We start from the raw sequence: 21,211 nt of genomic DNA on the forward strand, positions 1-21,211 counted from the left end.
GAAGCAAGGACCGCAGGAACGAGCGGAGCGAGTGACGAGGACCACAGCGAGCCGCGCGAGTCCTCGCGACTGGGGCTTTGGGGATCGTCACCGCGACAGCAAGGGTCCCGTTCTACTCACCCCGATCCCCACCAAAACACCCGTACCACAAGCAGACAGTATAGACTGTCCGTTTCGAACGAGAACGTGTCTGATGAAGTGAAAATCGACGAGGTCGACTGCGACGACGCTGCCTGCGACTCGAGCTCAGCCCGAGACGGTCGTCTTCACGATGCTCACCGGCGCGGGCGACTGTCGAGAGACGCGTTCCGTGACGGAGCCGAGCATCCGCCGGTACTCACCCGGCCGCGTCTTCGATCCCATCACGGTGAGGTCGATGTCCTCGCGGTCGATGTACCGGAGGATCGCCTCGTCCGGCTTTCCGTACACGAGGTCGGTCACGACCTCGACGCCCGCGCTCGCCGCGCGCTCCGCGACCGCCTCGAGCGCGTCGCGGCCGTTGTCCTCGAGGGTCTCCTCCGCTCCCTCGGAGCCGTCCACGAACTCGTCGCCGGAGTAGGCGTTGACGATGTCGCTGTCGACGACGTAGAGCACGTGGAGCGTGGCGTCGTAGCGGTCGGCCGCGTCGATGGCGTGGTCGGTCGCGCGGTCGACGCCCTTCGTGCCGTCCGTCGGGAACAGTATTCGATCGTACATGTGCGAGGGTTCGTCCGGTGACCGAATAAAAGGTGTGCCCGGTTCCCGGACCGGGAGAGCGAGAGGATTCGTCAGGGTCCGCCCCAAACGGTTAATCCGTCCCGCGCGGGAGGACGTTCATGAGCGAAGCCGCGGACCGGGTCTTCCTGAACGGGGAGGTCCACACGCTAGCCGAGCCCGACGAGACCCACGAGGCGGTCGCCGTCCGCGACGGCGAGGTCGTCCGGCTCGGCCGGACGTACGACGTCGAGTTCCTCGCCGGCGTCGACACCGACGTCGTCGACCTCGCGGGACGCGTCCTCCTGCCGGGGTTCGTCGACGCGCACACGCATCTGACGACCGTCGGGCGGTCGCTCGTCCACGCGGACCTCTCCGCGGCCGACTCGCCCGCTGAGGCGATCGATCTGCTGACGGAACGGGCCGAGGAACTGGAGGGGGCGGACGGAGACGCCGCCGATCCCGCCGCCGCCGCCGCCGACCCCGCGACGGAGTGGGCGCTCGGCTACGGCTACGACGAGTCGACGTGGGAGGAAAAGCGGTACCTGACGCGGGACGACCTCGACCGCGTCTCGACCGACCGCCCGGTGGCCGCGTTCCGCGAGGACATGCACGTCGCCGCGGTCAACGGGGTCGTCCTCGATCGGTTCGCCGACGCGCTGGAGTCGGTCCCCGAGGAAACCGTCCCGACCGATGACGCGGGCGAGCCGACGGGCGTCCTCCTCGAGAGCGCGATCGACCCGGTCTACGAGGCGGTCGAGCCCGGCGTGGCGGGGACGCGCGCGGCCGTCGAGGCGGGCCTCGAACTCTGCGCCGAACGGGGGATCACGGCCTTTCACGACATGGTCCGGGACTCGCACGCTCCGCGGGTCTACCGCGACCTCGACGCGGAGGGAAAGCTGACCGCGCGCGTCCGGATCAACTACTGGACCGACCACCTGGACGCGCTCCGGGAGGTGGGGCTCGCGACGAACGCGGGATCGGCGTTCGTCCGGACGGGCGCGATCAAGTCGTTCACCGACGGGAGCTTCGGCGGCCGGACCGCCCGGCTCTCCGAGCCGTACGCCGACGACCCGGAGGAGACCGGCCAGTGGGTTATCGAGCCCGCCGAACTCGACGAGTGGGTGCGCGAGGCCACCGAGGCGGGCTACCAGTTCACGGCCCACGCCATCGGCGACGAGGCGATCCGGGCGACCCTCGACGCCTACGAGGGGGCGGCCGCGGGCGATCCGGGCGCGGACCGCCACCGAATCGAGCACGTCGAACTCGCAGACGACGACGCCGTCGAGCGGCTCGCGGACACGGGCGTCGTCGCGAGCGTCCAGCCGAACTTCCTGAAGTGGGCACGGGAGGACGGGCTCTACGAGGCGCGCCTCGGCGAGGAGCGCACCGCGGAGACCAACCGCTACCGCGAGATGCTCGACGCGGGCGTCCGGCTCGCGTTCGGCTCCGACGGGATGCCGATGGGCCCCCTCCTCGGGATCCACCACGCCGTCAACGCCCCCGCGGCGGGCCAGCGGCTCTCGGTGACGGAGGCGCTCCGTGCGTACACCCGCGGGGCGGCGTACGCCGGCTTCGACGAGGACCGGCTGGGCACCGTCGAGGTCGGCAAGCGCGCCGACTTCGTCGTCTTAGAGGAGTCGCCGTGGGAGAACCCGGAGACGATCCGCGACGTCGACGTGGCGATGACGGTCGTCGACGGCGAGGTCGTTCACGACGCGCGCTGAGAAACGGGGCGGGAGAGACTGGGTGGGAGCGGGAGAGACTGGGTGGGAGCGGGAGAGACTGGGTGGGAGCGGGAGAGACTGGGTGGGAGCGGGAGAGACTGGGTGGGAGCGGGAGAGAGGGGACGCGACCTACGCGACCGACTCGAGGAAGTTCCGGATCACGTCGTGACCGACCGCGGTGAGGACGCTCTCGGGATGGAACTGGACCGCCTCGATCGGGTGATCGCGGTGCCGGATCCCCATCACGACCGGCTCGCCCGCGTGGTCGGTCGTCGCGGTGACCGCGAACTCGTCCGGCACCTCCGTGGCGACGAGCGAGTGGTACCGCCCCGCCCGAAAGCCCTGGTCGAGCCCGGCGAAGACGCCCGCGCCGTCGTGGTCGACCGGGAACGCCTTGCCGTGGACCGGCTCCGGCGCGTGCCCGACCGTGCCGCCGTACTCGTGGACGGCCGCCTCCAGCCCGAGACACACCCCGAGGGTCGGGACGTCGGGGGACAGCTCCCGGAGCACCGACGCCGAAACCCCGACGTCGCGCTCGTTCTTCGGATGGCCCGGTCCGGGACTGATCACCACGGCGTCGGGCGCCTCGGACTCGACCGCCGACAGCGACGCGGTGTTCTTCAACACCGCGATGTCGACGTCCTCGCTCGCGTCCTCACCGCCGCCGTCCTCACCGTCTCCGCCGCCGACCGAGAGCTCCGAGACGTACTCGACGAGGTTGTAGGTGAACGAGTCGAAGTTGTCGACGACGACGACCTTCATCGGCCCATCCCCTCGATCCGAGGGTCGTCCTCGCGAACCCGCTCGATCGCGGCGAGGACGCCCTCCATCTTGCGCTCGGTCTCCTCGTACTCCGCGGTCGGGTCGGAGTCGGCGACGATCCCCGCGCCGGCGCGGACCGTGATCTCGTCGGTGCCGGCGCGCTCGTCGTCCTCGAAGCCCGTCTCGCCGGAGCCGTCGATCCCCTCGCGTATCGTCGCCGTCCGGATCACGATCGCGAAGTCCGCGTCGCCGGTCCACGAGTAGTAGCCGACGCCCCCGCCGTACGCCTCCCGCGGGGTCGTCTCGAGGTCGTCGATGACCTCCATCGCGCGCACCTTCGGCGCGCCGGTGAGCGTGCCCGCGGGGAACGCCGCCCGCGTGGCGTCGAACGGGTCGCAGTCGGGCGCGAGCGTCCCCGTCACGGTCGACTCGATGTGCTGGACGTGGCTGTACTTCAACACGTTCATGAACTCCTCGACGCGGACGGACCCCGGCTCGGACACCCGGCGCACGTCGTTGCGCGCGAGGTCGACGAGCATCGTGTGTTCGGCGCGCTCCTTCCCGTCCGCGAGCATCTCGCCGGCCAGCCGCCGGTCCTCGACCGGGCTCGTCCCGCGGGGGCAGGTGCCCGCGATCGGGTTCGAGACGACGCGGTCGCCCTTCACCGAGACGAGCGTCTCCGGGCTCGCGCCGACCACCGTCCGGTCGTCGTGGCTGAGGACGTACATGTACGGCGAGGGGTTGATCTCCCGGAGCGCCGCGTACAGCCCGAGCGGGTCGACGTCGCCGCGGAGCCGCCGGCTCCGGGAGATCACGCCCTGGTAGATGTCTCCGTCGAGCACGTGGCGTTTCGCGGTCCGGACGGCCTCCTCGTAGGCCGCCTGCGGGTCGGCCTCCTCCTCCCGAACGCGGACGCCGCCGGGGTCCGGCGGGCCGGCCGCCGCGAGGTCGTCGGCGACGCGGTCCGCCTCCGCGGCGAGTTCGTCGTACACCTTGCCGGGGTCGTCGTCGACGCCGACGACCGGCGTGAACACCAGATCGACGGTCCCCTCCTTCTCGTCGAAGACGACTGTCCGCGTCGTCAACAGGAACTCGGCGTCGGGGAACTCGGTCGCCGGGCGCTCGACGCCGACTTCCTCGAGCCAGAGGTCGTACACCGCCTCGTACGCGAGGAAGCCGACGAAGCCGCCCGAGAGGATCTGCCGGTCCGTCTCGGGGAAGCCCCGACGGGCGACGTCGGGGAACGCCGCCCGGAGCCGGTCGATGGCGTCGCGGTCGTCGTCGACGCCCCCGTCGTCGGTGTCGGCATCGTCGACCCCGTCGCCGCCCGCGTCCACGTCGCCGACGAACGTCGCGGCGGGGCCGAGCTCGGTCACTTCGGTGCGGTCCGGGTGGACGGAGACCACCGCCTCGGGGTCGTAGCCGACGAACGAGTAGCGGGCGTGCCTGTCGGCTTTCCCGCCCGCGGTGAACGCGCCGTCGGGGTCGCTCGAGGCCACCTTCTCGCCGGACTCTAAGAGGAAGCCGTACGGCTCGTCGCCGACGAGCGTGGCGTACGCCGAGAGCGGGGTCGTCTCGGGGTCGAGCGACGCGGCCGTGCGGACGACGACCGGCCGCTCGGCGTCCGCGACCAGCTCGACGAACTCGGATCGCGAGCGGTCGAGTACGGTCCGCGGAGCGTCCCCGGTCATGCGACCTCCATCTCGCGGCCCGCGTTGGCGACGAAGCGGGCGACCGCGTTGTGGTCCTTCCGTCCCTCGACGTGTTCGACGCCGGAGGCCACGTCGACCGCGTACGGGTCCGCGACCCGCACCGCCTCGGCGACGTTCTCCGCGGTGAGCCCGCCGGCGAGCACGATCGGGACGGTCAGCCGCTCGGCCAGTTCGCCGGTCGCCGCCCAGTCGTGGGTCTCGCCGGTGCCGCCCGCGCCGGACTCGCGCGTCGAGTCGACGACGAGCGCGTCGGCGACGCCGTCGAACGCCTCGGCGCGCGCCGGATCGGTCGCGTCGATCGCGACCAGCACCTTCCGTTCCGTCTCCGCGCGGATGAAGCGGACCTCGTCGGGCGTCCACTCGCCGTGTAACTGGAGCGCGTCGGGGCCGATGGTCCGAACGAGTTCCACCGCGCGCTCGGCCGAGGTCGGCATCGTGACGAGCGTCGCCGTGACGAACGGGGGCACGTCGGCGAGCAGGTCGGCCGCGCGCGCCGGGTCGACCTCGCGAGGGGTGTCGACCGGAACCTCGGTTATCACGCCGACCGCGTCCGCCCCCGCCTCGACGGCCGCGCGGAGGTCCGCCTCGTCGGTGAACCCGCACACCTTCACCCGCGCCATCACTCGCCCTCCGACCCGGACCCCGTCGCCGCACCAGACCCGGCCGCAGCCGGCTCCGCGGTCGTCCCCTCACAGAGCGCCGCGAACTTCTCGGCGGCCGCCCTCGAGTCGATCGCCGCCGCGGCGCGCTCGACGCCCGCCGAAAGCGAGTCGGCCTCGCCGGCGACGTATATCGCCGCGCCCGCGTTCGCTAAGATCAGGTCGCGTTTCGGTCCCGTCACCGAGCCGTCGACGATGCCGCGGAGGTCCGCCGCGTTCTCCTCAGGCGTTCCCCCCGCGACCGCCTCGATCGGCGCTCGCTCCACGCCGAGCTCCTCCGGCGTGATCGTGAACTCTCGGACGGTGCCGCCGTCGACCTCGGCGGCGACCGTCTCGTCGTGGATCCCGATCTCGTCCATCCCCGCGCCGTGGACGACGAGGGCGCGATCGACCGGCATGTGCGCGAGCGCGCGGGCGATCGGGCCGACCAGGTCGGGGTCGTAGACGCCGAGCAGCTGGGCGTCCGCCCCCGCGGGGTTCGTCAGCGGGCCGAGCACGTTGAATATCGTCCGCATCCCGAGCTCCTTCCGCGGGCCGATGACGGCCTTCATCGCGGGGTGGAAGACGGGCGCGAGCATGAACCCGATCCCGTCGGCCTCGATGGCGGCCTCGACCGCGGCGGGCTCGGCCTCGACGTTCGCGCCGGCGACCTCGAGCACGTCGGCGCTGCCGGAGGAGGAGGAGACGGAGTAGTTGCCGTGTTTGGCGATCGGCACGCCCGCGCCCGCGGCGACGATCGCCGCGGTCGTCGAGACGTTGATCGTGTCGTAGTCGTCGCCGCCGGTCCCGCAGGTGTCGACGAGCGGCGCTCGGTCGGGATCGATCGTCCGGGCCGCGTCGCGCATCCCTCGGGCGAATCCCGCGATCTCCGCCTCGGTCTCGCCTTTCGCACGCAACGCGGCGAGCAGCGCCCCGATCTGCGCTTCCGTCATCTCCTCGAAGACGAGCCGCGCGGCCTCGCGCGCCTCCTCGAGCGACAGGTCCTCCCCGTTCGTCACGCGTTCGACCGTGTGCTGAATGTCCATAATGTTCACCGATGTATGAGTCCGTGTTGTAATGTACAAGTATGTACACCGATTTAACCCTGTCGCCGTCGCTGTGCGTTCGGCGCTCGTGGCGACGGTGGCGGCAGATCGGGGGCGGATCGGGGGCGGACCGCGGGCTCCGGTCGTTACTCCTCGACGATCGGCGTCTCGCCGTCGGCCTCGACGACGACCACGGGGACCGCGGACTCGTCGACGACCGTGTCGGTCGTGGAGCCGAAGACGAGCCGGCCGACGGTCCCCGTTGTCGGCGCGCCGACGACCACGAGGTCGTAGTAGGGCGACTGCTCGACGATCGCCCCGGCGACCGAGTCGTTTTCGAGGAGCCACCGGTCGACGCGGTCGAACGCGCCGAGCCGGTCGCGAGCGGCGTCGAGGATGCGCTCGCCGGCCGCCTCCTCGGCGCCGTCCTCGTCCACCGAGTCGGCGTCGGACGCGCCTCCGTCGATCCCGTCGATCGACGGGGTCACGTGGAACAGCTCGAGCCACGCGTCGGTCGCCTCGGCGACGCGTTTCGCCACGTCGACCGTCACGCCGGAGTGGGGGCCGACCGCGACCGCGACGAGGATCGAGGAGGTCCGTTCCGGTCCGGTCGCGCGATCGGCCCCGTTCAGCGTCGCGCGCGCCGCGGTCCCGACCGACGCGGCAGCCTCCTCGACGGCCGTCTCCAGCGACGGACCCGTCGCGGGAAGTCGGCTCTCGGTCGCCGGATCGGTCGGCGTCTCCCCGCCGACGTCACCGACGCCCTCGCCGACCCCGCCGCCCTCACCGCTCCCGTCGTCGGCGTCGCTCCCGTACATACCCTACGCGTCAGACAGACGCATGATAAATCCCGATGGTCGTTCCCGTTTCGGTATTCCGCCGAGCCCCGCTCCGTGGGTCTCTGGTCGTCCTTCCCCCCTCGAGGGCGGGGTCGGACCCGTCCGGAACGGAAGCCGCCGGCGTTCCTACTCCCGGAAGAACGCCTCGTCCTCGAACGGCTCGTCCTCGCCCTCCACGGCGATCACGTCGAGGGCGGTGACCTCGGCACCGACGCCGAGGATCCCGGCGAGGCTCGGCTCGGTCCGTCCCTCGTCGCCGGAGATCAACTCCTTGACGTAGAGTCCGCCCGCACCGTGGATCTCGACGGTGGCGTGCCGCGAATCCTCGAGATCGGCGGTCGCCGCGTACACGTCGCGCTCGCGGGTCAGGCTCGCGCGCCGGTGGTCGACGCGGTTCGGGGTGTACTGCTCGACGGTCGCGCCCGCGAGTTCGTCCATCGCGGCCGCAAGCGCGTCGGCATCGACGTCGCCGTCGAACGTCACCTGCGCGCGGTAGCGCTTCGAGGCGTCGTGTTCCTTGACGCGCTCGACCATGTCGTAGGTCGCGAGCCGGAGCCCCTCGACCTCGACCGACCCCTCGGCGAAGGCGTTGATGTCGGCCTCGAGCCGGTCGGTGTCGACGCGGCGGCGGCGCGGCTCCGCGACCTCGACCACGAACGGGCGGCCGGTACCGAGCATGAGCGCGTCGACGTCCTCGCGGCCCGCGCCGTGGAACGTCGCCTCGGTGCCGTCCATCACGTCCTCGACGACCGGCGCGGTGTACTCCTCGACGCTGTCGTCGTAGAGGTAGCCCGATCCGCCGCAGTGGTCACACGGGTCCGCCCCCTGCCGCCCGGACCCCTTACACTCCCGGCAGGGCCACTCGGTCTGGGGGATGTCGCGCTCCAGCTTCCGGTAGCGACCGTAGACGAACGCGGAGTTGACCTTGGCGTCGAGGGCGTCCTCGGCGAGATCGATCGTGAACTGGACGTCCGGGCGGTCGAAGGAGACCTCCGCGTCCGTGAGCCGACCGACCCGCTTGCCGACCTCGCGGTTGAACTCGGATTTGAACGGCTCGCCGGCGTCCGCCTCCACCCCGGCCTCCTCGCGGAGCAGCGCCTCGTTCTCCTCGATCAGCGGCGGCGGCCGCGTCCCGACGTTGTAGGTGGCGAACTCGGTCCCCTCCACGGCCTCGGCCGCACGCTCGGCCCACGCGTCGAACTCGGCACAGCGTCCCTCACACACCCAGCAGTCCGCGGTCGCGACCGGCTCGTGGTCGTCGTCCTCGCGCAGCGCGAGCGAGACCCGCAGCGCCGACCCGCGCTCGGCGTTCGACAGCCCGAAGCTCCGGTCGGCGACGAGCCGACCGAGACAGGCGTCACACACCGGCCCGGTCGCGGTCGCACGCGCGGCGACTTCCAGTACGTCCATGCGGTGGGAAGCCGGCCGCGGGGTAACTGTCTTGCCCTTGTGACCCGTCCCCCATCGACTTCGATCCCGCTCGCTCTCGGTCGCCTCCGCGCTCGCCTGCTCCCGACCGACTTATGTCCGTCACGACCGTCGCCTCAGGCGTGAGCGAGCCGGCGACGCGCGCGGAGAAGGTGGATCTCGGCGTCGAGCTCCTCGCACACCTCGAACGCGAGGAGCTCTCGCTTCCCGAGGCGGTAGACCGGATCGAGACGGTGACCACGAACCCCGCGCTCACCCGTGAGATACTCGATACGGCTGAGAAACGTGGCGTGATCGACCGCGAGAACGCCCGACTACGCGTTCTTCGGGGCGGAACCTACGTGAAGTACGACAGCCAAGTGGTCGCCCGCGAGGGCGAGTTCGAGTGTAAGCGATGTGGTGCAGGCATCACGACTGGGCACTTCGTCCGGTTCGAGGCCGGCGAACTCGGGCCGTTCGGCTCCTCGTGCGTTCGAAAGGTGACCGGCCGGGACGCCGAGTGACGGAGCTATCTGCCCTGTCGAAGCTCCTCGATGAGCCGCTCGATGAGTTCGGACTGCCGCTCGATGGTCGCCGACTGCGCCTCGACGGTCTGTCGGAGCGCCGCGACCTCCGCGGCGAGGCCGTCGTCCTCGACGCCCGCGCTCTCGAAGGGCGACCCCTCGAATCCGTCGCCGTCGACGGCGTCGGCCGGGGCCGTCGACCCCGTCGAGTTCGCCGCGTTCGAGACGTCCGTCGACGCCTCGTGGTTCGCGGTCGATCCGTTCGCGTCCGCCGTCGACGTCTCGAACTCGTCCGCAAGCGGGTCACCGTCGGCGCCGTCGGACTCGACCGGGTCGGCGTCGATCGCGCGTCCGGCCGCATTCGTGCCCCCGGCCGTGCCGTCGGTTCCGCCGCGGTCGAGGTCGCCCTCGGCGGAGTCGCCGAGTTCCGTCTCTTCCGCTCTCGTCTCGGAGAAGGCTCCCGGATCGGACGCCGACTCCGTCCTCGTTTCCGCCTCGATCTCCGCGTCGGCCGCCGGCGACGCCGAGAGCGGGTCGGGGCCCTCGCCGAAGTCGGTCGTCCCGGTGGACGTCGCGGTCCCCTCGTCCTCGTCGACGTCGTCCGCGACCGTCACCCGAAGCTCCTCGAGGCTCCCGACGCCGTGGAACGCGCACACCGCGTCGACGAGGCTCTCCTTGACGGCTCGAGCCGATTCGTTGGGCGCTTTGAACCGCTCGGAGCGGCCGTCGTGCGTGAGCACGACCGCGGTCGCGACCGTCCCCTCCTCGAAGTCGAGGTCGGTCAGGTCGGCGTAGGGGAACTCCTCGAACTCCTCGTCCCAGACCGCCGAGCCGACGTGTTTCACGAGCCGGCTGTCGGTGACGACGAGGGTGAGCTCCGAGAAGCGGAACGTGCGCTCGACCGACTCGCCGGCGTCGGTCACGCCGCGCGCGGAGAGCACCCCGGCGAGGACGGGGTGGACCACGTCGTCGAGGCGTTTCGACGGGACCGCCAGCGTCTCCTCGCCGTCGAGGCCGTAGCCGAAGACGACCTTCGACTTCCGCCGGCCGGTCGAGACGGCGATCCGCTCGGCGTCGTGCGGGTACTCCTCGACGGTCTCGTCGGAGAGCAGGCCGTCGGCGCGGTACACGAGCGTTCGCGTGGGCGTGACCGCGAGGAGGTCGTCCCCCCCGAGCGGGACCCGCGCGACGACCTCCTCGTCGCCGGCGGCCCCCGACAGTAGTTCCGGAAGGCTCATACGCCGAACGTCCGGGGCGTCCGGCATAAATCCGCGGGGTCCGGTTCTCGGTCGTGGATCCGGTCGCGACGACGCTCGCGGGACGGCGTGCGATCTCCTCTCATCCCCCCGACGGATGGGAAGGTTAAAGAGTGTCATCGCGATACGTAAGCGTGAGGCCGGGTGGCTTAGCTGGACATAGCGCCGCACTCATAGGGTTCAGAGATTCGGTGCGGTGACGCCTTGGAAGCGTCCGCGTCCTTCCCGTGGCTCCGCCGAGCCTCGGACCTGGGACATGCGGAGATCGTGGGTTCGGAGCCCACCCCGGCCATACAACAATTTGTTGACACTCGAGTCCGCCAGTCGCCGACGTATCTCCCGTGTTGACGAGTCCGGGTCTCGACGTTCGCGTGACGCCCTCCGCGACCACGTCACGCGAACGGTCGAACCTCGTTCCGCGGGATCGAACCGTCCGATACTGCCGGGATCGATACAGCCAATGGGTACCGGACGCCGATCGAGCCGTGACAGCCTCCGACACCGACGCGGGGACCGAGACGATACTGGTGACCGGCGGTACGGGCTTCATCGGATCACACCTCGCCCGGCGGCTCGTCGACGACGGCCACGAGGTCGTCGCCTTCGACGCCGCGCCCGACGCCGCCCTCCTCGAACGGCTCGGCGTCGCGGGGACGGTCGAGGTCCGGCGCGGCGACGTGACGGACGTCGCCGCGATCGTTCGGGCGATCCGCGAGAGCGGAGCCACCCGGATCGTCCACCTGGCCGCGCTCTTGAGCGAGGACGTTCGAACCGACGAGCTCGCGGCCACGCGGGTGAACGCGCTCGGCGCGAACCACGTGCTCGAGGCCGCCCGGCTCCTCCCCGATCGGATCGACCGCGTCGTGGTGACGTCGAGCGAGACGGTGTACGGCCCCGGATCGGCGTACGACGGGTCCGTCCCCGAGAACGCGCTGTTGTCGCCCGACTCGCCGTACGCCGCCGCGAAACGCCACGCCGAGTGTCTCTCGCGACGCTACCGGGAGGACCACGGCGTCCCCGCGGTCGCGCTCCGACCGACCGGCGTCTTCGGGCCGTTCAGACGGAGCTTCACGGCGTTCTCGGACCTCTTCGAGCGCCCGGCGGTCGGCGATCTCGTTCGCGTCGAGGGCGGCGGAACCGCCGTGAGCTGGCTCTCCGTGCGGGACGCCGCCGACGCGTTCCGGCGTGCCGCGCTGGCGTCCGCGAGCGACCTCGAACACGGCGTCTACAACGTCCGCGGCGAGGTCGCGACCGTCGCGGCGGCCGCGGAGACGGTTCGACGGCTCCTCCCGGACGCGGCGGTGACCGTGGCCGACGACGCCGACCGCGACTGGTCGGCCCAGCGACTCGCGCTCACACGTGCCCGGTCCGATCTCGACTACCGGATCGAGCACGGGCTCGAGGACCTCACGCGCGGGTACGTCGACGCGGTCCGGCGCGACGCCGGGCTCGATCCCGTCGACTGAGCCCGGCCGATCGCCGTCGCCCCGGCTGATCGCCGTCGCCCGCCTCACCCGCCGACGACCGCCTCACTCCCCTCACCCGCCGACGACCGCCTCACCCGCCGACGACCGCCCCGGCCAGCACTGCGATCCCGGCGACCGCGCCGCCGGCGACGAGGAGGGCGTAGTTCGCGATCGGGTTCGCCGCCTTCACGAGGTCGAGGGTGTAGTGGTCGTCCCTGACGGGCGCGTACGGCCGGATCCCCATCGGCGTGATCACGTCGGCGAGGAGGTGTGAGACGACCGTCCCCGCGCCGAGGACGAACGCGAGCGCGGCGAGCGCGAGGACGACGACCGGGCCGCTCTCGAGTCCGACGGCTCCGCCGACGAGCCCGAACGCGACGCCGACCGCGAGCGCGAACCAGACGGTGTGCGTGATCCCGCGGTGGTTCACGAACGGGATCTGCGTGTCCAGGTCGGGGACCATCGCCGTCCAGACGACGACCGCCGCGGCTCCCGCCGCGAGTTCGAGCCCGGCGAACGCGGCGAGGCCGAACCCGACCGGCGCGTACGCCGCGAGCGCGGCCCCGACGTGGCCCGTCCTGTACACGGTCTATCGCTCCCTCACCGGTCCCGCAGGACCGTCTCGCCCGGCGCGACCGTCGCGCCCGCGGAGAGGACGATCCCGACGTTGATCGTACAGTTGATCCCGGTTCGGACGCCGTCGCCACAGACGATTCCGAACTTCCGGCGGCCCGTGCTCACCCGGTCGCCCTTCACCGTGAGCTCGACCGGCTCGCCGTCGTGTCTGAGGTTCGCGACGGTCGTGCCCGCGCCGAGGTTGACGTCCTCGCCGAGCACGCTGTCGCCGAGGTACGTGAGGTGGGGAACCGCGGAGTCGGCCATCACGACGCTGTTTTTCACCTCGACGCCGTGGCCGACCCTGGCGTCCGGACCGAGGTACGTCGCGCCGCGGACGTACGCGTTGGGCCCGACGTGGCTGCCGGCGGCGACGTACGCCGGCCCCTCGATCACGACGCCGGGCTCTATCGTCGCGCCGTTCTCGACGACGACCGTGCCCCGCAGTTCGGCGTCGTCGCTCACGTCGCCGCCGACCTCGCGGTCGCACTCCGCGAGCTTCCACTCGTTCGCCGCGAGCAGCTCCCACGGCCGACCCACGTCGAGCCAGCGCTCGAAGGGGATCGACCGCACGTCGGTCGTCTCGCACGCCCGCTGGAGCACGTCGGTGAGCTCCAGCTCGCCGCGCTCGCTCTCGTCGACGTCGAGCCACGCGAGCGCCTCGGCGGGGAAGACGTACGCGCCCGTGTTCACGAGGTTCGAGGGCGGTTCCGCGGGCTTCTCGACGACGCCCTCGACACGCCCGTCGGCGACGCGCAACACGCCGTACGACGAGGGGTTCTCGACGCGGTAGGAGCCGACCGCGGCGTCAGAGTCGTACAGTTCCGCGAGCGACTCGCGGTCGTAGAGGGCGTCGCCGTTCAACACGACGAACGGCCCCTCCTCGAGTTCGCTTCGGGCGGTGCGGACGGCGTCGGCGGTCCCGCGCCGTTCGGCCTGCGTGACGGTCTCGATCGGGACCGGCCAGTCGCGGTCGGCGATCGCGGCTCGGACCGCGTCCGCCTCGTAGCCGACGACGACGACGATCCGGCTCGCGCCCGAGTCGATCGCGTCCTCGAGACAGCGGACGACGAGCGGCCGCCCGGCGACGGGCAGCATCGGTTTCGGCGTGTTCGCCGTCAGCGGGCGCATCCGGGTCCCCTCGCCGGCCGCGAGTACGACGGTTTGCATATACCCGCAACTCGCCGGACTCCGGGAAAGGTATTGCGACGCTACGCCCCCTGGGTGGCGTCGTCGGCTCCCGGTTATCCGCCGGCTACTCTCCGTCAGTCCCCGCCTCACTCGGCCCGCTCACTCGGTCCGTCCCCTCCGTTCGCCTCGTCGAGCGCGCGGTCGACGATCCCGCTCGCGCGCTCCAGGAGGGCGTCCGCGGCGTCGGCCTCGCGGGCCTCAGCCGTGATCCGGATCAGCGGCTCGGTCCCCGAGGCACGGAGGAGGAACCACCCCTCCTCGGCGTCGACGCGGACCCCGTCGAGCGTCGAGACGTCGGCGAATCCGTCGGTCACGCGCTCCGCGATCAGCGCCATCGCGGCGGTCTTGTGCTCGGTCTCGACCGAGCGCCGCCGGATCGGGTACCGCTCCATCGCCGCGACCCGCTCGGAGAGGGGTGTCTCCGCCGCCAACGCGGCGAGCCGGACCGCCGCGAGCGGGCCGTCCGGACACAGCGTCTCCTCGGGGAAGATCCACGCGCCGGAGGGCTCGCCGCCGAACGCGACCCCCGCCTCCGCGGCGCGCTCGGCCACGTACACGTCGCCGACGCGCGTGTAGACGAGTTCCGCGCCGACCGCGGCGAGCGCGTCCGCAGCCGCGAGGCTCGTGTCGACCGGCGCGGCGACGCGGTCGCCCTCGCCGGCGGCCGCCCGGCCGAAGACGGCGAGGAGCAGGTCGCCGGGGACGAACTCGCCCGCGTCCGTGACCGCCATCATGCGGTCCGCGTCGCCGTCGTGGGCGATCCCGAGGTCGGCGTCGACCGCCTCGACGGTGGCCGCGAGGGTCCCGCAGTTCTCGGCGGTCGGCTCGCTCGGGCGGGCGGGGAACCGGCCGTCCGGGGTCGCGTTCAGCGTCTCGACGTCGGCACCCAACTCGTGGAGCGCGTCGGCGGTCACGCCGCCCATCCCGTTGCCAACGTCGACGACGACGGAGAGGCCGGCGAGGGGTTCGGAGGCGGGGGCTCCGTCCCCGTTCGTCTCCGCCGCGCGCTCGCCGGCCGCGACGAGCGCGTCGCGGTGGCGCGCCGTCGCGTCGGTCCGGCGCTCGTACCCGCCCTGTCCCTCCCAGTCCGCGAGGTCGAACGCCTCCTCGCGGATCCGTTCCTCGATGACGTCCTGTCGCGCCGGCGGGTACGCCCGTCCCGAGGGGGTCCACAGCTTGAGCCCGTTGTCGGGTGCCGGGTTGTGCGAGGCGGTCAGGACGACCCCGGCGTCGGCGTCCAGCGTTCCGATCGCCCGCGCGACCGTGGGCGTGGCCGCGCGGCCGACGTCGACTACGTCCGCACCCGTCTCGCGGAGCCCCGCGACTAACGCGTCGCGGAGCGTCTCGCCCGTCTTCCGCGCGTCGCGTCCGACCACGACCCGGTCAGTTTCGGTGCCGACTGCACGCCCCACGTCGAGCGCGACGGCCGCGGTGACGGCCTCGCCGACGGGCCCGCGGATCCCGCTGGTTCCGAACATACCCGTGGCTCCCGTCGGGGAGACTTGTAACCTCGGGAAGAGGGGCGAGAAGGCGACGACCGATCTCAGATCCGGTTCTCGCGGCCGGGGTCAACGTCGATGGCGTCGACCGGACAGACGTCGACACACAGCATACAGTCGATACACTGGTCCTCGTCGGTCGGGTTCGCCTTGCGGTCGGACTCCGGGTGGCCGGGCGTGTCGACCCAGTCGAAGACGTCGACCGGACAGTCCTCCAGACACGCGCCGTCGGCCAGACAGATGTCGAAGTCGACGGCGACGTGGGTCCCGCGGATCCCGAGCGTCTCCGGCGGCTCGACCGGCCCCCACACGTCGACGCCGTGCTCCTCGCCGGTCCGTTCCGAGTTCCGCTCGAAGTTCGGGTCGATGCCCATCCTGACGGGACTTTCGCGCGTCGACAGTTAAACTCCGCGACGCCGGCCGAGCCGTGCTCTCCCGAGCGGCGGGTCAGCGGCGGCCCCTCCGAGCGACGGCTCCCCCGATCTCAGGGATGCGCGAAGTACGCCACGAGGTCCTCTCCGCCGGTCGGCCCGTCCGGCTCGTCGGTGCCCGTGGGATCGAACGAGTCGAGCCGGGCGAAGCCGATCCGCTCGAACTGGACCACGTCGTCGACGGCGGCGTCGGCGACCTCGGGCTCGGCGTACCCGCGCACGTCGCCCTCGAGGGTGCGGAGAAGCGTCTCGAGCGACTCCGCGGCGGGCACCCAGTGGACCACGTCGACGTCGCCGTCGCGGACCACGTCGATGTCGGCGTCGACGTAGACGAGCTCGTCGGCCTCGCGGCGCACGGGGCCGTACCCCTTCAGCCAGACGCGCTCGCCGGTGGGCGGGAGGTCCGATGCCTCCACGAGGACCCGTCCCGCCGGGATCGTCCGGTCGCCGCGGTCGGGGTGGTCGGGGTGTCGCGCGGGGCGGCCGGCGGCCGGCGCGGGCGCGTCGCCGTCGACGACCGGGAGCTCGACGGCCGGGTCGTCCTCGCGGTCGCGCACGAGGAAGAACCGGTCCGCCTCGTCGTCGACGCGGTCGCGGTTGTTGGCGTACACCGACGACATCGCCAGATCCACGTCGGAGGTCGACATCCCGAGTTCGGTCATCGACTCGACGAGCGCCTCGCCGCGGATCCCCCGCCGGCGGACCGACCGGATCGTCGGCGCGCGCGGGTCGTCCCACCCGGTCAGATCGCCGGCCTCGATCAGTCCCTTGATCGTCGACGTCGAGAGGCTCACGTCGTACTCGTCGACCTGGACGTGCCCCCAGTGGAGCACCTCGGGGTACACCCAGTCGAAGTAGTCGTAGACGAACCGCTGGCGCTTCGCGGAGTCCTGGAGGTCGATGCCGCGGATGATGTGAGTGACCCCCGTGAGGTGGTCGTCGACGCCCGACTGGAAATCGAGCATGGGCCAACAGCGATAGTCGGCGGCCGCCTCGCGGGGGTGGGGCGTGTCGATCATCCGGAAGGCGACCCAGTCGCGCAGCGCGGGGTTCTTGTGGTCGATGTCGGTACGTACCCGGAGGACCATCTCGCCGGCGTCGTACTCGCCGTCGACCATGGCCTCGAACTCCTCGCGGACGGTCGCCTCGTCCTTCCCGCGGTGTGGACACGGCTCGCCGTCGTTCTTCAGCTCGGAGAACGCCTCGCCGGAACACGAGCAGGTGTACGCGCCGCCGCGGTCGATCAGGTCGCGGGCGTGCTCGTAGTACGTTTCGAGGCGGTCGGACGCCCGCAGAACGCGGTCGGCCTCGAAGCCGAGGTACTCGATGTCTTCGAGGATCGCGTCGTACGCCTCGAGGTCGGGCCGCTTCGTCTCCGGGTCGGTGTCGTCGAACCGGCAGATGAACTCCCCGTCGTAGCGCTGTTTGTACGTCCCGATCACCGCGGGCATCCGGGCGTGGCCGATGTGCCAGGGGCCGTTGGGGTTCGGCGCGGCGCGCATCACGACCTCGCCCGCCTCCGCGTTCGGCAGGTCGGGGAGGACGCGGTCGTCCTCCTCGTCGTCGGCCTCAAGCTCCGCGAGTCGCTCGGGGGCCAACTCGCCGAGCCGATCGCGCCGCTCCGGCTCGTCCATCGCCGCGACCCGGTTCACGATCGGCGCGAGCACGCCGGGTATCTCGTCGCCGTGCGGGCGGAACTCGGGGTTCTCGCCCATCAGCGGACCCATGATGGCGCCCACGTCGGGGTCGCTGTCGTGTTTGAGCGCGTTGAACAGCGCGGCCGTCTCGCCGGCCGCCTCGACCCGCTCGCGGAGTTCGTCGTCCATACCGTCGGCTCGTCGGGGCGACTCAAAAACGCCGCGAAACCGTCGGCGTCACGGCGGGAGACGCGGATCGCGTCGGCGAGACGCAGGCGACCCGCCCGCTCCCGTCCCGCCGTCGGGGCCGCGGGTAGGGGCGTGGAACCATCGGAGACACGCGAACATAAACGGTCGAGACCGTTCACGCCGTCGAGCCGGAACGAGCGACGTGAACGGTCGCGACGTTTATGTGTTCACGACGACCTACTGAGGAGATCGGTCCGCGGAATTATAGCCGCTCGGGTTCTGAGGTCGAGTATGGAGACGCGCCGGACCGAGTCGGAACGTATGCGCCCCGGAGGTGCGGGATGGTAGAGCCGATGTCGCGCGAGGAACGCGACGCCGGCAACCGGAAAATAAAGCTCGGGTTCCTGCTTCTGGTGGCCGTCTCGCCGCCGCTCATCACGCTCCTCGGCGACCCGACGCCCGTTCAGTTGGCGGCCGCGACCGCCGGAGGCCTGATCCTCGGACTGCTCCTCGTCTGGTACCTGGGTCGGCTCGCGTCGGAGTTCACCGCGGGCGCTCGGCGGCTGCGATAGCGATCGATCCCCCGCCGCTCCGTTCGGAACCGTTTTGCCGGATCGCGGCTCGTGTCGGACCGGTCACGTTCGAGTCCGCGCTACTCGCTTTCCTCTCCCCCGTAACTGACCTCGATGCCGCGCGGCACCGGCCGGAGGAGGTACGTCCCGTTTCCGCGCTCGACCGGCGCGAAATCGGCGGTGAAGCTCGTGACGGTGTCCTCTCTGATCTCGAACTCCCGATCGAACGTGATCGGCGCGCTTCCGGGCAGTTCGACGGTCGCGTCGCTGCCGTCCACGAGCCTCGCGTCGGTTCCGGAGACGTCGAGCTGGAGGTACAGGTACGTCCCGGTGGCCAGATCGCGCTCGTCGATCAGCTGGGTTTCCTCGCCCCGTAGCTGGACGAGGTCGGCCTCCTGGGGTTCGTCGAACTCGTGGTACTCGCGTCCCTGCGGGTCGTCCTCTTCGTCGTCGGTCTCGTCGGCGGCTTCGTCATCGTCCGATCCCTCGTCGGCATCGTTCCCGCCGCCGTCGGGATCGGTCTCGTTGCCGCCCGCGTCGTCCCCTCCGCCGTCCTCGTCTCCGTCTTCCGCCCCATCGCCGTCTCCGTCACCGCCCTCGGGCCCCAGCCAGATCCCGTCGATCGTGACGACGAGCGACTCGAAGTCGTCGATGTCGGCCGGTTGGTCGGTGACCGAAGTCGCGAGCGTGCCGGTCGCGCGGCCGACGCAGCCGGCGATCCCCGCGGTCCCGAGCGCGGCGGCACCGGTCGCCCGGAGGTAGTCGCGGCGGCCGAACGCGTCGAACCGATCTCGCGTCCCGCTCACGTCAGACACCCCCGGCACCGCCGGCGCGGTCGTTTCCGCCGATATCGTTGCCGGCGAGATCGCTCACCGCGTCGCCGAGGTTCCCGATCTCGCCGGAGAGGAAGCCGTCGATCTCGTTCAGGAGCTCGCCGACGAACTCCGGAACCGGGTCCGGCAGATCGCTCGGCAGCCCGGCGTCGTCGCCGACGTTCCCGTCAGGGCCGACGTCGGCGGCGACCCCGCCGGCCGCAACGCCGGTTCCGATCAGTACGACCGCGGCGAGCGCTCCGAGGAGCGCGGTTCGAATGGCGTTCATTGCGACTCGCACACGAGCGGCTATCGACTTCAATGACCCACTCGCTTCGCCCGGTTCGGTCCGGATTAACTCGGATTAATCCGGTTCGAGCATCCGTGCGGCGGTCGATATCGAACGACCCGTCGTTCGGTGGGGTCGGTTACGCCGAGAGCGAGAGGAGCGGGCGACGCGTGGCGGGCGTTCCCTACCCCGCGGCCGGGAACGCCGAGTCCCCGTCGCCCCCGTGACGGAGGTACTGGATCGCGGCCCCGCCGATCAGGAACGCGAGAAACGCCGGCGTCGACGGGGCGGCCTGCTGGGTGATCGCGAGCGCCTCGCCGGCGAGGACGGCCCGCCACACCGGGTACGCCGTCGCGAGGACGCCGGCACCGAGTCCGGTCAGCGCCAGCGACATGATCGGGTCGGCGTACCGCATCGCCAGGATCCCGGCGACGATGCCGACGAAAAGCGAGGCGAGGAGGAACCGCTGGAACTCGGGTCGCGCGAACAGGCCGGATCCGGCGAGCGCCGCCGGGTCGATCGCCTCGACGACCGGCGCTTCGGACCCGGCCGGGTCGTACACCCGACCGAGGACCGACTCGCCGACCGTCAACACGAGCGTCGCGAGCGTCGAGAAGAGGAACGCCGAGATCGCCACGGCGAACCGGGCGACGAGCGGAACCAGCCCGCGACCGAGGAACGCGCCGATCAGCACGAGCGACGCGGCGAACCCGATCCGACCGCCGGTCGAGACGGTCCCGGAGGCGACCCTCGGGACGACGATCCAGCCGACCACCCCGCCGCCGGCCGCCCCGGCGATCCACCCGGTCCAGCCGAGGACGCGGTCCGTGAGGTCGTAGGCGGCGGCCACCAGCACGCCCCCGACGAGCGTGTTGACACAGAGCAACGCGAACACCACCGGCGTCTCCGCGAGTGACATGCGCCGGGCTACCGCCCGATGTCGTATAGTTCTATTGACGACACGCGCCGGTCGGGCGGTTCGCGGGTCGGTCCGGGCAGTCGACGGCCCGGTCCGGCCTACGCCTCGGCGTTCCGCTTGGTGTAGGCGTCGAGCGCCGTCTCGATCGTGGACAGGTCGCGGGTGACGCGGCCGTCGGCGACGCGCATGAACCCCGGCGTGTACGAGGCGGAGTAGTCGAAGATCCGGTTGACGCCGCGTTTGGGAACCGAGATCGGGGTGAACGACTCGACGGTGTACACCCGTGTGGTCGGGAACGCGGTCCAGAACGTGCCGCTGACCCACCGGTCCTCGTCGGCGAACGTCCGGCCGATCCGCCCGGTGGCGACGTACTCGCCGTCGTGATAGAACAGGACGAGGTCGCCGGACTCCATGCGGTCGAACGTCGAGCCGTTCCCGCTCTCGTCGTCGACGGCCCACAGCCGCGCCTCCTCGACGCTCGCGAGCGGCTCCGGCCGGTCGGGGTACTCGGAGAGATCGACCGCGGACCGGACCGTTCGATCGAAGTTCTCCGGGTCGACGGGGACGAGAAAGACGTTGGCGCTCATTGCCCCCCGTTTCGCCGGGAGGGATTTAACAGTTTGTAGGCGCTAAGTCCACTTCCTCAAGAAACGACCGAAGGGAGCGAGTAGGGAGGGGATACAGCGTCCCCAGAAATCGAAGATTTCTGGTGTGCGAACGAATCGCAAAGCGATTCGTCAACGCCGTCATCACCTGCTCATTCCTCCGATACAGCCGACCCGCAGGCCAACGCGCCGGAACGCTTCCCTATATATCTCGCATATAGATCAGCATGGCATCATTCACAGTTGAAGGTCAAGAAGCTCTCGACCGGGAAGTGAAGCCCTTCGGAAGCGGTGGTGCTCATATTACCATCCCGAAGCGGTGGATCGGGGCAGACGTGAAAGTAGTCCGCACCTCTGAGCCTGCCGAACCCGAGGAGTGAAC

The 21,211-nt window shown here is 71.2% G+C and carries 22 protein-coding genes and 1 tRNA gene; 6 read left to right on the plus strand and 17 right to left on the minus strand.

Going from position 1 to position 21,211, the window contains the following annotated elements:
* Window positions 1-246 precede the first annotated feature (246 nt).
* Window positions 247-696 (minus strand): universal stress protein, encoded by a 450-nt coding sequence (locus NO889_RS06700; RefSeq protein WP_256411518.1) that lies wholly within the window; start codon window positions 694-696, stop codon window positions 247-249.
* 119 nt (window positions 697-815) lie between these two features.
* Between NO889_RS06700 and NO889_RS06705 the strand changes: the two genes are divergently transcribed.
* A complete protein-coding gene (locus tag NO889_RS06705) occupies window positions 816-2,420 on the plus strand; it encodes an amidohydrolase (protein ID WP_256411519.1) in 1,605 nt (534 codons plus the stop codon).
* Between the two features lie 129 nt (window positions 2,421-2,549).
* On the opposite strand, the gene trpG is transcribed toward NO889_RS06705, so the two are convergent.
* The 6 genes from trpG to NO889_RS06735 form a co-directional block, all read right to left on the minus strand.
* Window positions 2,550-3,182, minus strand: coding sequence for an anthranilate synthase component II (gene trpG / locus NO889_RS06710; RefSeq protein ID WP_256411520.1), 633 nt, complete (start codon window positions 3,180-3,182; stop codon window positions 2,550-2,552).
* Window positions 3,179-4,873, minus strand: a complete 1,695-nt coding sequence (gene trpE, locus NO889_RS06715; protein WP_256411521.1) for an anthranilate synthase component I — start codon at window positions 4,871-4,873, stop codon at window positions 3,179-3,181. The genes trpG and trpE overlap by 4 nt, the downstream gene beginning before the upstream one ends.
* Window positions 4,870-5,514, minus strand: coding sequence for a phosphoribosylanthranilate isomerase (locus NO889_RS06720; RefSeq protein WP_256411522.1), 645 nt, complete (start codon window positions 5,512-5,514; stop codon window positions 4,870-4,872). Before NO889_RS06720 ends, trpE begins: the two co-directional genes overlap by 4 nt.
* A complete protein-coding gene (gene trpD / locus NO889_RS06725) occupies window positions 5,514-6,578 on the minus strand; it encodes an anthranilate phosphoribosyltransferase (RefSeq protein WP_256411523.1) in 1,065 nt (354 codons plus the stop codon). Before trpD ends, NO889_RS06720 begins: the two co-directional genes overlap by 1 nt.
* Before the next feature lie 146 nt (window positions 6,579-6,724).
* Entirely contained in the window at window positions 6,725-7,396 is a 672-nt protein-coding gene (locus NO889_RS06730; protein ID WP_256411524.1) for a universal stress protein, read from the minus strand.
* 147 nt (window positions 7,397-7,543) lie between these two features.
* Window positions 7,544-8,827 (minus strand): tRNA pseudouridine(54/55) synthase Pus10, encoded by a 1,284-nt coding sequence (locus NO889_RS06735; RefSeq protein WP_256411525.1) that lies wholly within the window; start codon window positions 8,825-8,827, stop codon window positions 7,544-7,546.
* Window positions 8,828-8,967: 140 nt separating this feature from the next.
* Here NO889_RS06735 and NO889_RS06740 point away from each other — a divergent pair, with 140 nt between their 5' ends.
* Window positions 8,968-9,348, plus strand: a complete 381-nt coding sequence (locus tag NO889_RS06740; protein WP_256411526.1) for a DUF5830 family protein — start codon at window positions 8,968-8,970, stop codon at window positions 9,346-9,348.
* Window positions 9,349-9,353: 5 nt separating this feature from the next.
* Here NO889_RS06740 and NO889_RS06745 read toward each other — a convergent pair whose 3' ends face one another.
* Entirely contained in the window at window positions 9,354-10,586 is a 1,233-nt protein-coding gene (locus NO889_RS06745) for a DUF7115 domain-containing protein (protein WP_256411527.1), read from the minus strand.
* Between the two features lie 156 nt (window positions 10,587-10,742).
* Between NO889_RS06745 and NO889_RS06750 the strand changes: the two genes are divergently transcribed.
* Both NO889_RS06750 and NO889_RS06755 read left to right on the plus strand, forming a co-directional pair.
* Window positions 10,743-10,896: transfer RNA gene (locus tag NO889_RS06750), tRNA-Met, on the plus strand.
* A gap of 193 nt (window positions 10,897-11,089) precedes the next feature.
* On the plus strand, window positions 11,090-12,070 hold the full coding sequence (locus NO889_RS06755; RefSeq protein WP_256411528.1) for an NAD-dependent epimerase/dehydratase family protein: 981 nt from the start codon (window positions 11,090-11,092) through the stop codon (window positions 12,068-12,070).
* A gap of 91 nt (window positions 12,071-12,161) precedes the next feature.
* On the opposite strand, the gene NO889_RS06760 is transcribed toward NO889_RS06755, so the two are convergent.
* From NO889_RS06760 to NO889_RS06780, 5 genes are all read right to left on the minus strand, one after another.
* Window positions 12,162-12,656: a metal-dependent hydrolase gene (locus NO889_RS06760; RefSeq protein WP_256411529.1), complete on the minus strand. Its 495-nt coding sequence runs from the start codon at window positions 12,654-12,656 to the stop codon at window positions 12,162-12,164.
* Between the two features lie 14 nt (window positions 12,657-12,670).
* The gene (gene glmU / locus NO889_RS06765) at window positions 12,671-13,855 is read right to left on the minus strand and encodes a bifunctional sugar-1-phosphate nucleotidylyltransferase/acetyltransferase (RefSeq protein ID WP_256411530.1); all 1,185 of its coding nucleotides are present in this window, start codon (window positions 13,853-13,855) and stop codon (window positions 12,671-12,673) included.
* Window positions 13,856-13,962: 107 nt separating this feature from the next.
* The gene (gene glmM, locus NO889_RS06770) at window positions 13,963-15,354 is read right to left on the minus strand and encodes a phosphoglucosamine mutase (protein ID WP_256411531.1); all 1,392 of its coding nucleotides are present in this window, start codon (window positions 15,352-15,354) and stop codon (window positions 13,963-13,965) included.
* Window positions 15,355-15,419: 65 nt separating this feature from the next.
* Entirely contained in the window at window positions 15,420-15,749 is a 330-nt protein-coding gene (locus NO889_RS06775) for a 4Fe-4S dicluster domain-containing protein (protein WP_256411532.1), read from the minus strand.
* A 110-nt stretch (window positions 15,750-15,859) separates the two neighbouring features.
* Window positions 15,860-17,632: a glutamate--tRNA ligase gene (locus NO889_RS06780; protein WP_256411533.1), complete on the minus strand. Its 1,773-nt coding sequence runs from the start codon at window positions 17,630-17,632 to the stop codon at window positions 15,860-15,862.
* 341 nt (window positions 17,633-17,973) lie between these two features.
* On the opposite strand from NO889_RS06780, the gene NO889_RS06785 reads away from it, so the two are divergent.
* Window positions 17,974-18,204: a hypothetical protein gene (locus tag NO889_RS06785; protein ID WP_256411534.1), complete on the plus strand. Its 231-nt coding sequence runs from the start codon at window positions 17,974-17,976 to the stop codon at window positions 18,202-18,204.
* Window positions 18,205-18,284: 80 nt separating this feature from the next.
* On the opposite strand, the gene NO889_RS06790 is transcribed toward NO889_RS06785, so the two are convergent.
* The 4 genes from NO889_RS06790 to NO889_RS06805 form a co-directional block, all read right to left on the minus strand.
* Complete coding sequence (locus tag NO889_RS06790) at window positions 18,285-19,019, minus strand: DUF4382 domain-containing protein (RefSeq protein WP_379787464.1); 735 nt, start codon at window positions 19,017-19,019, stop codon at window positions 18,285-18,287.
* Window positions 19,012-19,305 carry a hypothetical protein gene (locus NO889_RS06795; protein ID WP_256411536.1) on the minus strand — a complete coding sequence of 98 codons (294 nt, stop codon included), beginning with the start codon at window positions 19,303-19,305 and terminating at the stop codon, window positions 19,012-19,014. The genes NO889_RS06790 and NO889_RS06795 overlap by 8 nt, the downstream gene beginning before the upstream one ends.
* A 184-nt stretch (window positions 19,306-19,489) precedes the next feature.
* Window positions 19,490-20,224 (minus strand): hypothetical protein, encoded by a 735-nt coding sequence (locus NO889_RS06800; protein ID WP_256411537.1) that lies wholly within the window; start codon window positions 20,222-20,224, stop codon window positions 19,490-19,492.
* A 98-nt stretch (window positions 20,225-20,322) separates the two neighbouring features.
* The gene (locus tag NO889_RS06805) at window positions 20,323-20,811 is read right to left on the minus strand and encodes a hypothetical protein (RefSeq protein WP_256411538.1); all 489 of its coding nucleotides are present in this window, start codon (window positions 20,809-20,811) and stop codon (window positions 20,323-20,325) included.
* Window positions 20,812-21,056: 245 nt separating this feature from the next.
* Between NO889_RS06805 and NO889_RS06810 the strand changes: the two genes are divergently transcribed.
* Entirely contained in the window at window positions 21,057-21,209 is a 153-nt protein-coding gene (locus NO889_RS06810; protein ID WP_256411539.1) for a DUF2080 family transposase-associated protein, read from the plus strand.
* Window positions 21,210-21,211: the final 2 nt, after the last annotated feature.

This window comes from Halorubrum rubrum (genome assembly GCF_024494685.1).
Taxonomy (GTDB): Archaea; Halobacteriota; Halobacteria; order Halobacteriales; family Haloferacaceae; genus Halorubrum; species Halorubrum rubrum.

Coding starts and splice junctions, on each gene's coding strand:
- NO889_RS06700 (WP_256411518.1), bottom strand. CDS start 696: ATGTACGATCGAATACTGTTCCCGACGGACGGCACGAAGGGCGTCGAC.
- NO889_RS06795 (WP_256411536.1), bottom strand. CDS start 19,305: ATGAACGCCATTCGAACCGCGCTCCTCGGAGCGCTCGCCGCGGTCGTA.
- NO889_RS06730 (WP_256411524.1), bottom strand. CDS start 7,396: ATGTACGGGAGCGACGCCGACGACGGGAGCGGTGAGGGCGGCGGGGTC.
- NO889_RS06705 (WP_256411519.1), top strand. CDS start 816: ATGAGCGAAGCCGCGGACCGGGTCTTCCTGAACGGGGAGGTCCACACG.
- NO889_RS06735 (WP_256411525.1), bottom strand. CDS start 8,827: ATGGACGTACTGGAAGTCGCCGCGCGTGCGACCGCGACCGGGCCGGTG.
- trpG (WP_256411520.1), bottom strand. CDS start 3,182: ATGAAGGTCGTCGTCGTCGACAACTTCGACTCGTTCACCTACAACCTC.
- trpE (WP_256411521.1), bottom strand. CDS start 4,873: ATGACCGGGGACGCTCCGCGGACCGTACTCGACCGCTCGCGATCCGAG.
- glmU (WP_256411530.1), bottom strand. CDS start 13,855: ATGCAAACCGTCGTACTCGCGGCCGGCGAGGGGACCCGGATGCGCCCG.
- glmM (WP_256411531.1), bottom strand. CDS start 15,354: ATGTTCGGAACCAGCGGGATCCGCGGGCCCGTCGGCGAGGCCGTCACC.
- NO889_RS06780 (WP_256411533.1), bottom strand. CDS start 17,632: ATGGACGACGAACTCCGCGAGCGGGTCGAGGCGGCCGGCGAGACGGCC.
- NO889_RS06805 (WP_256411538.1), bottom strand. CDS start 20,811: ATGAGCGCCAACGTCTTTCTCGTCCCCGTCGACCCGGAGAACTTCGAT.
- NO889_RS06775 (WP_256411532.1), bottom strand. CDS start 15,749: ATGGGCATCGACCCGAACTTCGAGCGGAACTCGGAACGGACCGGCGAG.
- NO889_RS06745 (WP_256411527.1), bottom strand. CDS start 10,586: ATGAGCCTTCCGGAACTACTGTCGGGGGCCGCCGGCGACGAGGAGGTC.
- NO889_RS06785 (WP_256411534.1), top strand. CDS start 17,974: ATGGTAGAGCCGATGTCGCGCGAGGAACGCGACGCCGGCAACCGGAAA.
- NO889_RS06720 (WP_256411522.1), bottom strand. CDS start 5,514: ATGGCGCGGGTGAAGGTGTGCGGGTTCACCGACGAGGCGGACCTCCGC.
- trpD (WP_256411523.1), bottom strand. CDS start 6,578: ATGGACATTCAGCACACGGTCGAACGCGTGACGAACGGGGAGGACCTG.
- NO889_RS06800 (WP_256411537.1), bottom strand. CDS start 20,224: ATGTCACTCGCGGAGACGCCGGTGGTGTTCGCGTTGCTCTGTGTCAAC.
- NO889_RS06810 (WP_256411539.1), top strand. CDS start 21,057: ATGGCATCATTCACAGTTGAAGGTCAAGAAGCTCTCGACCGGGAAGTG.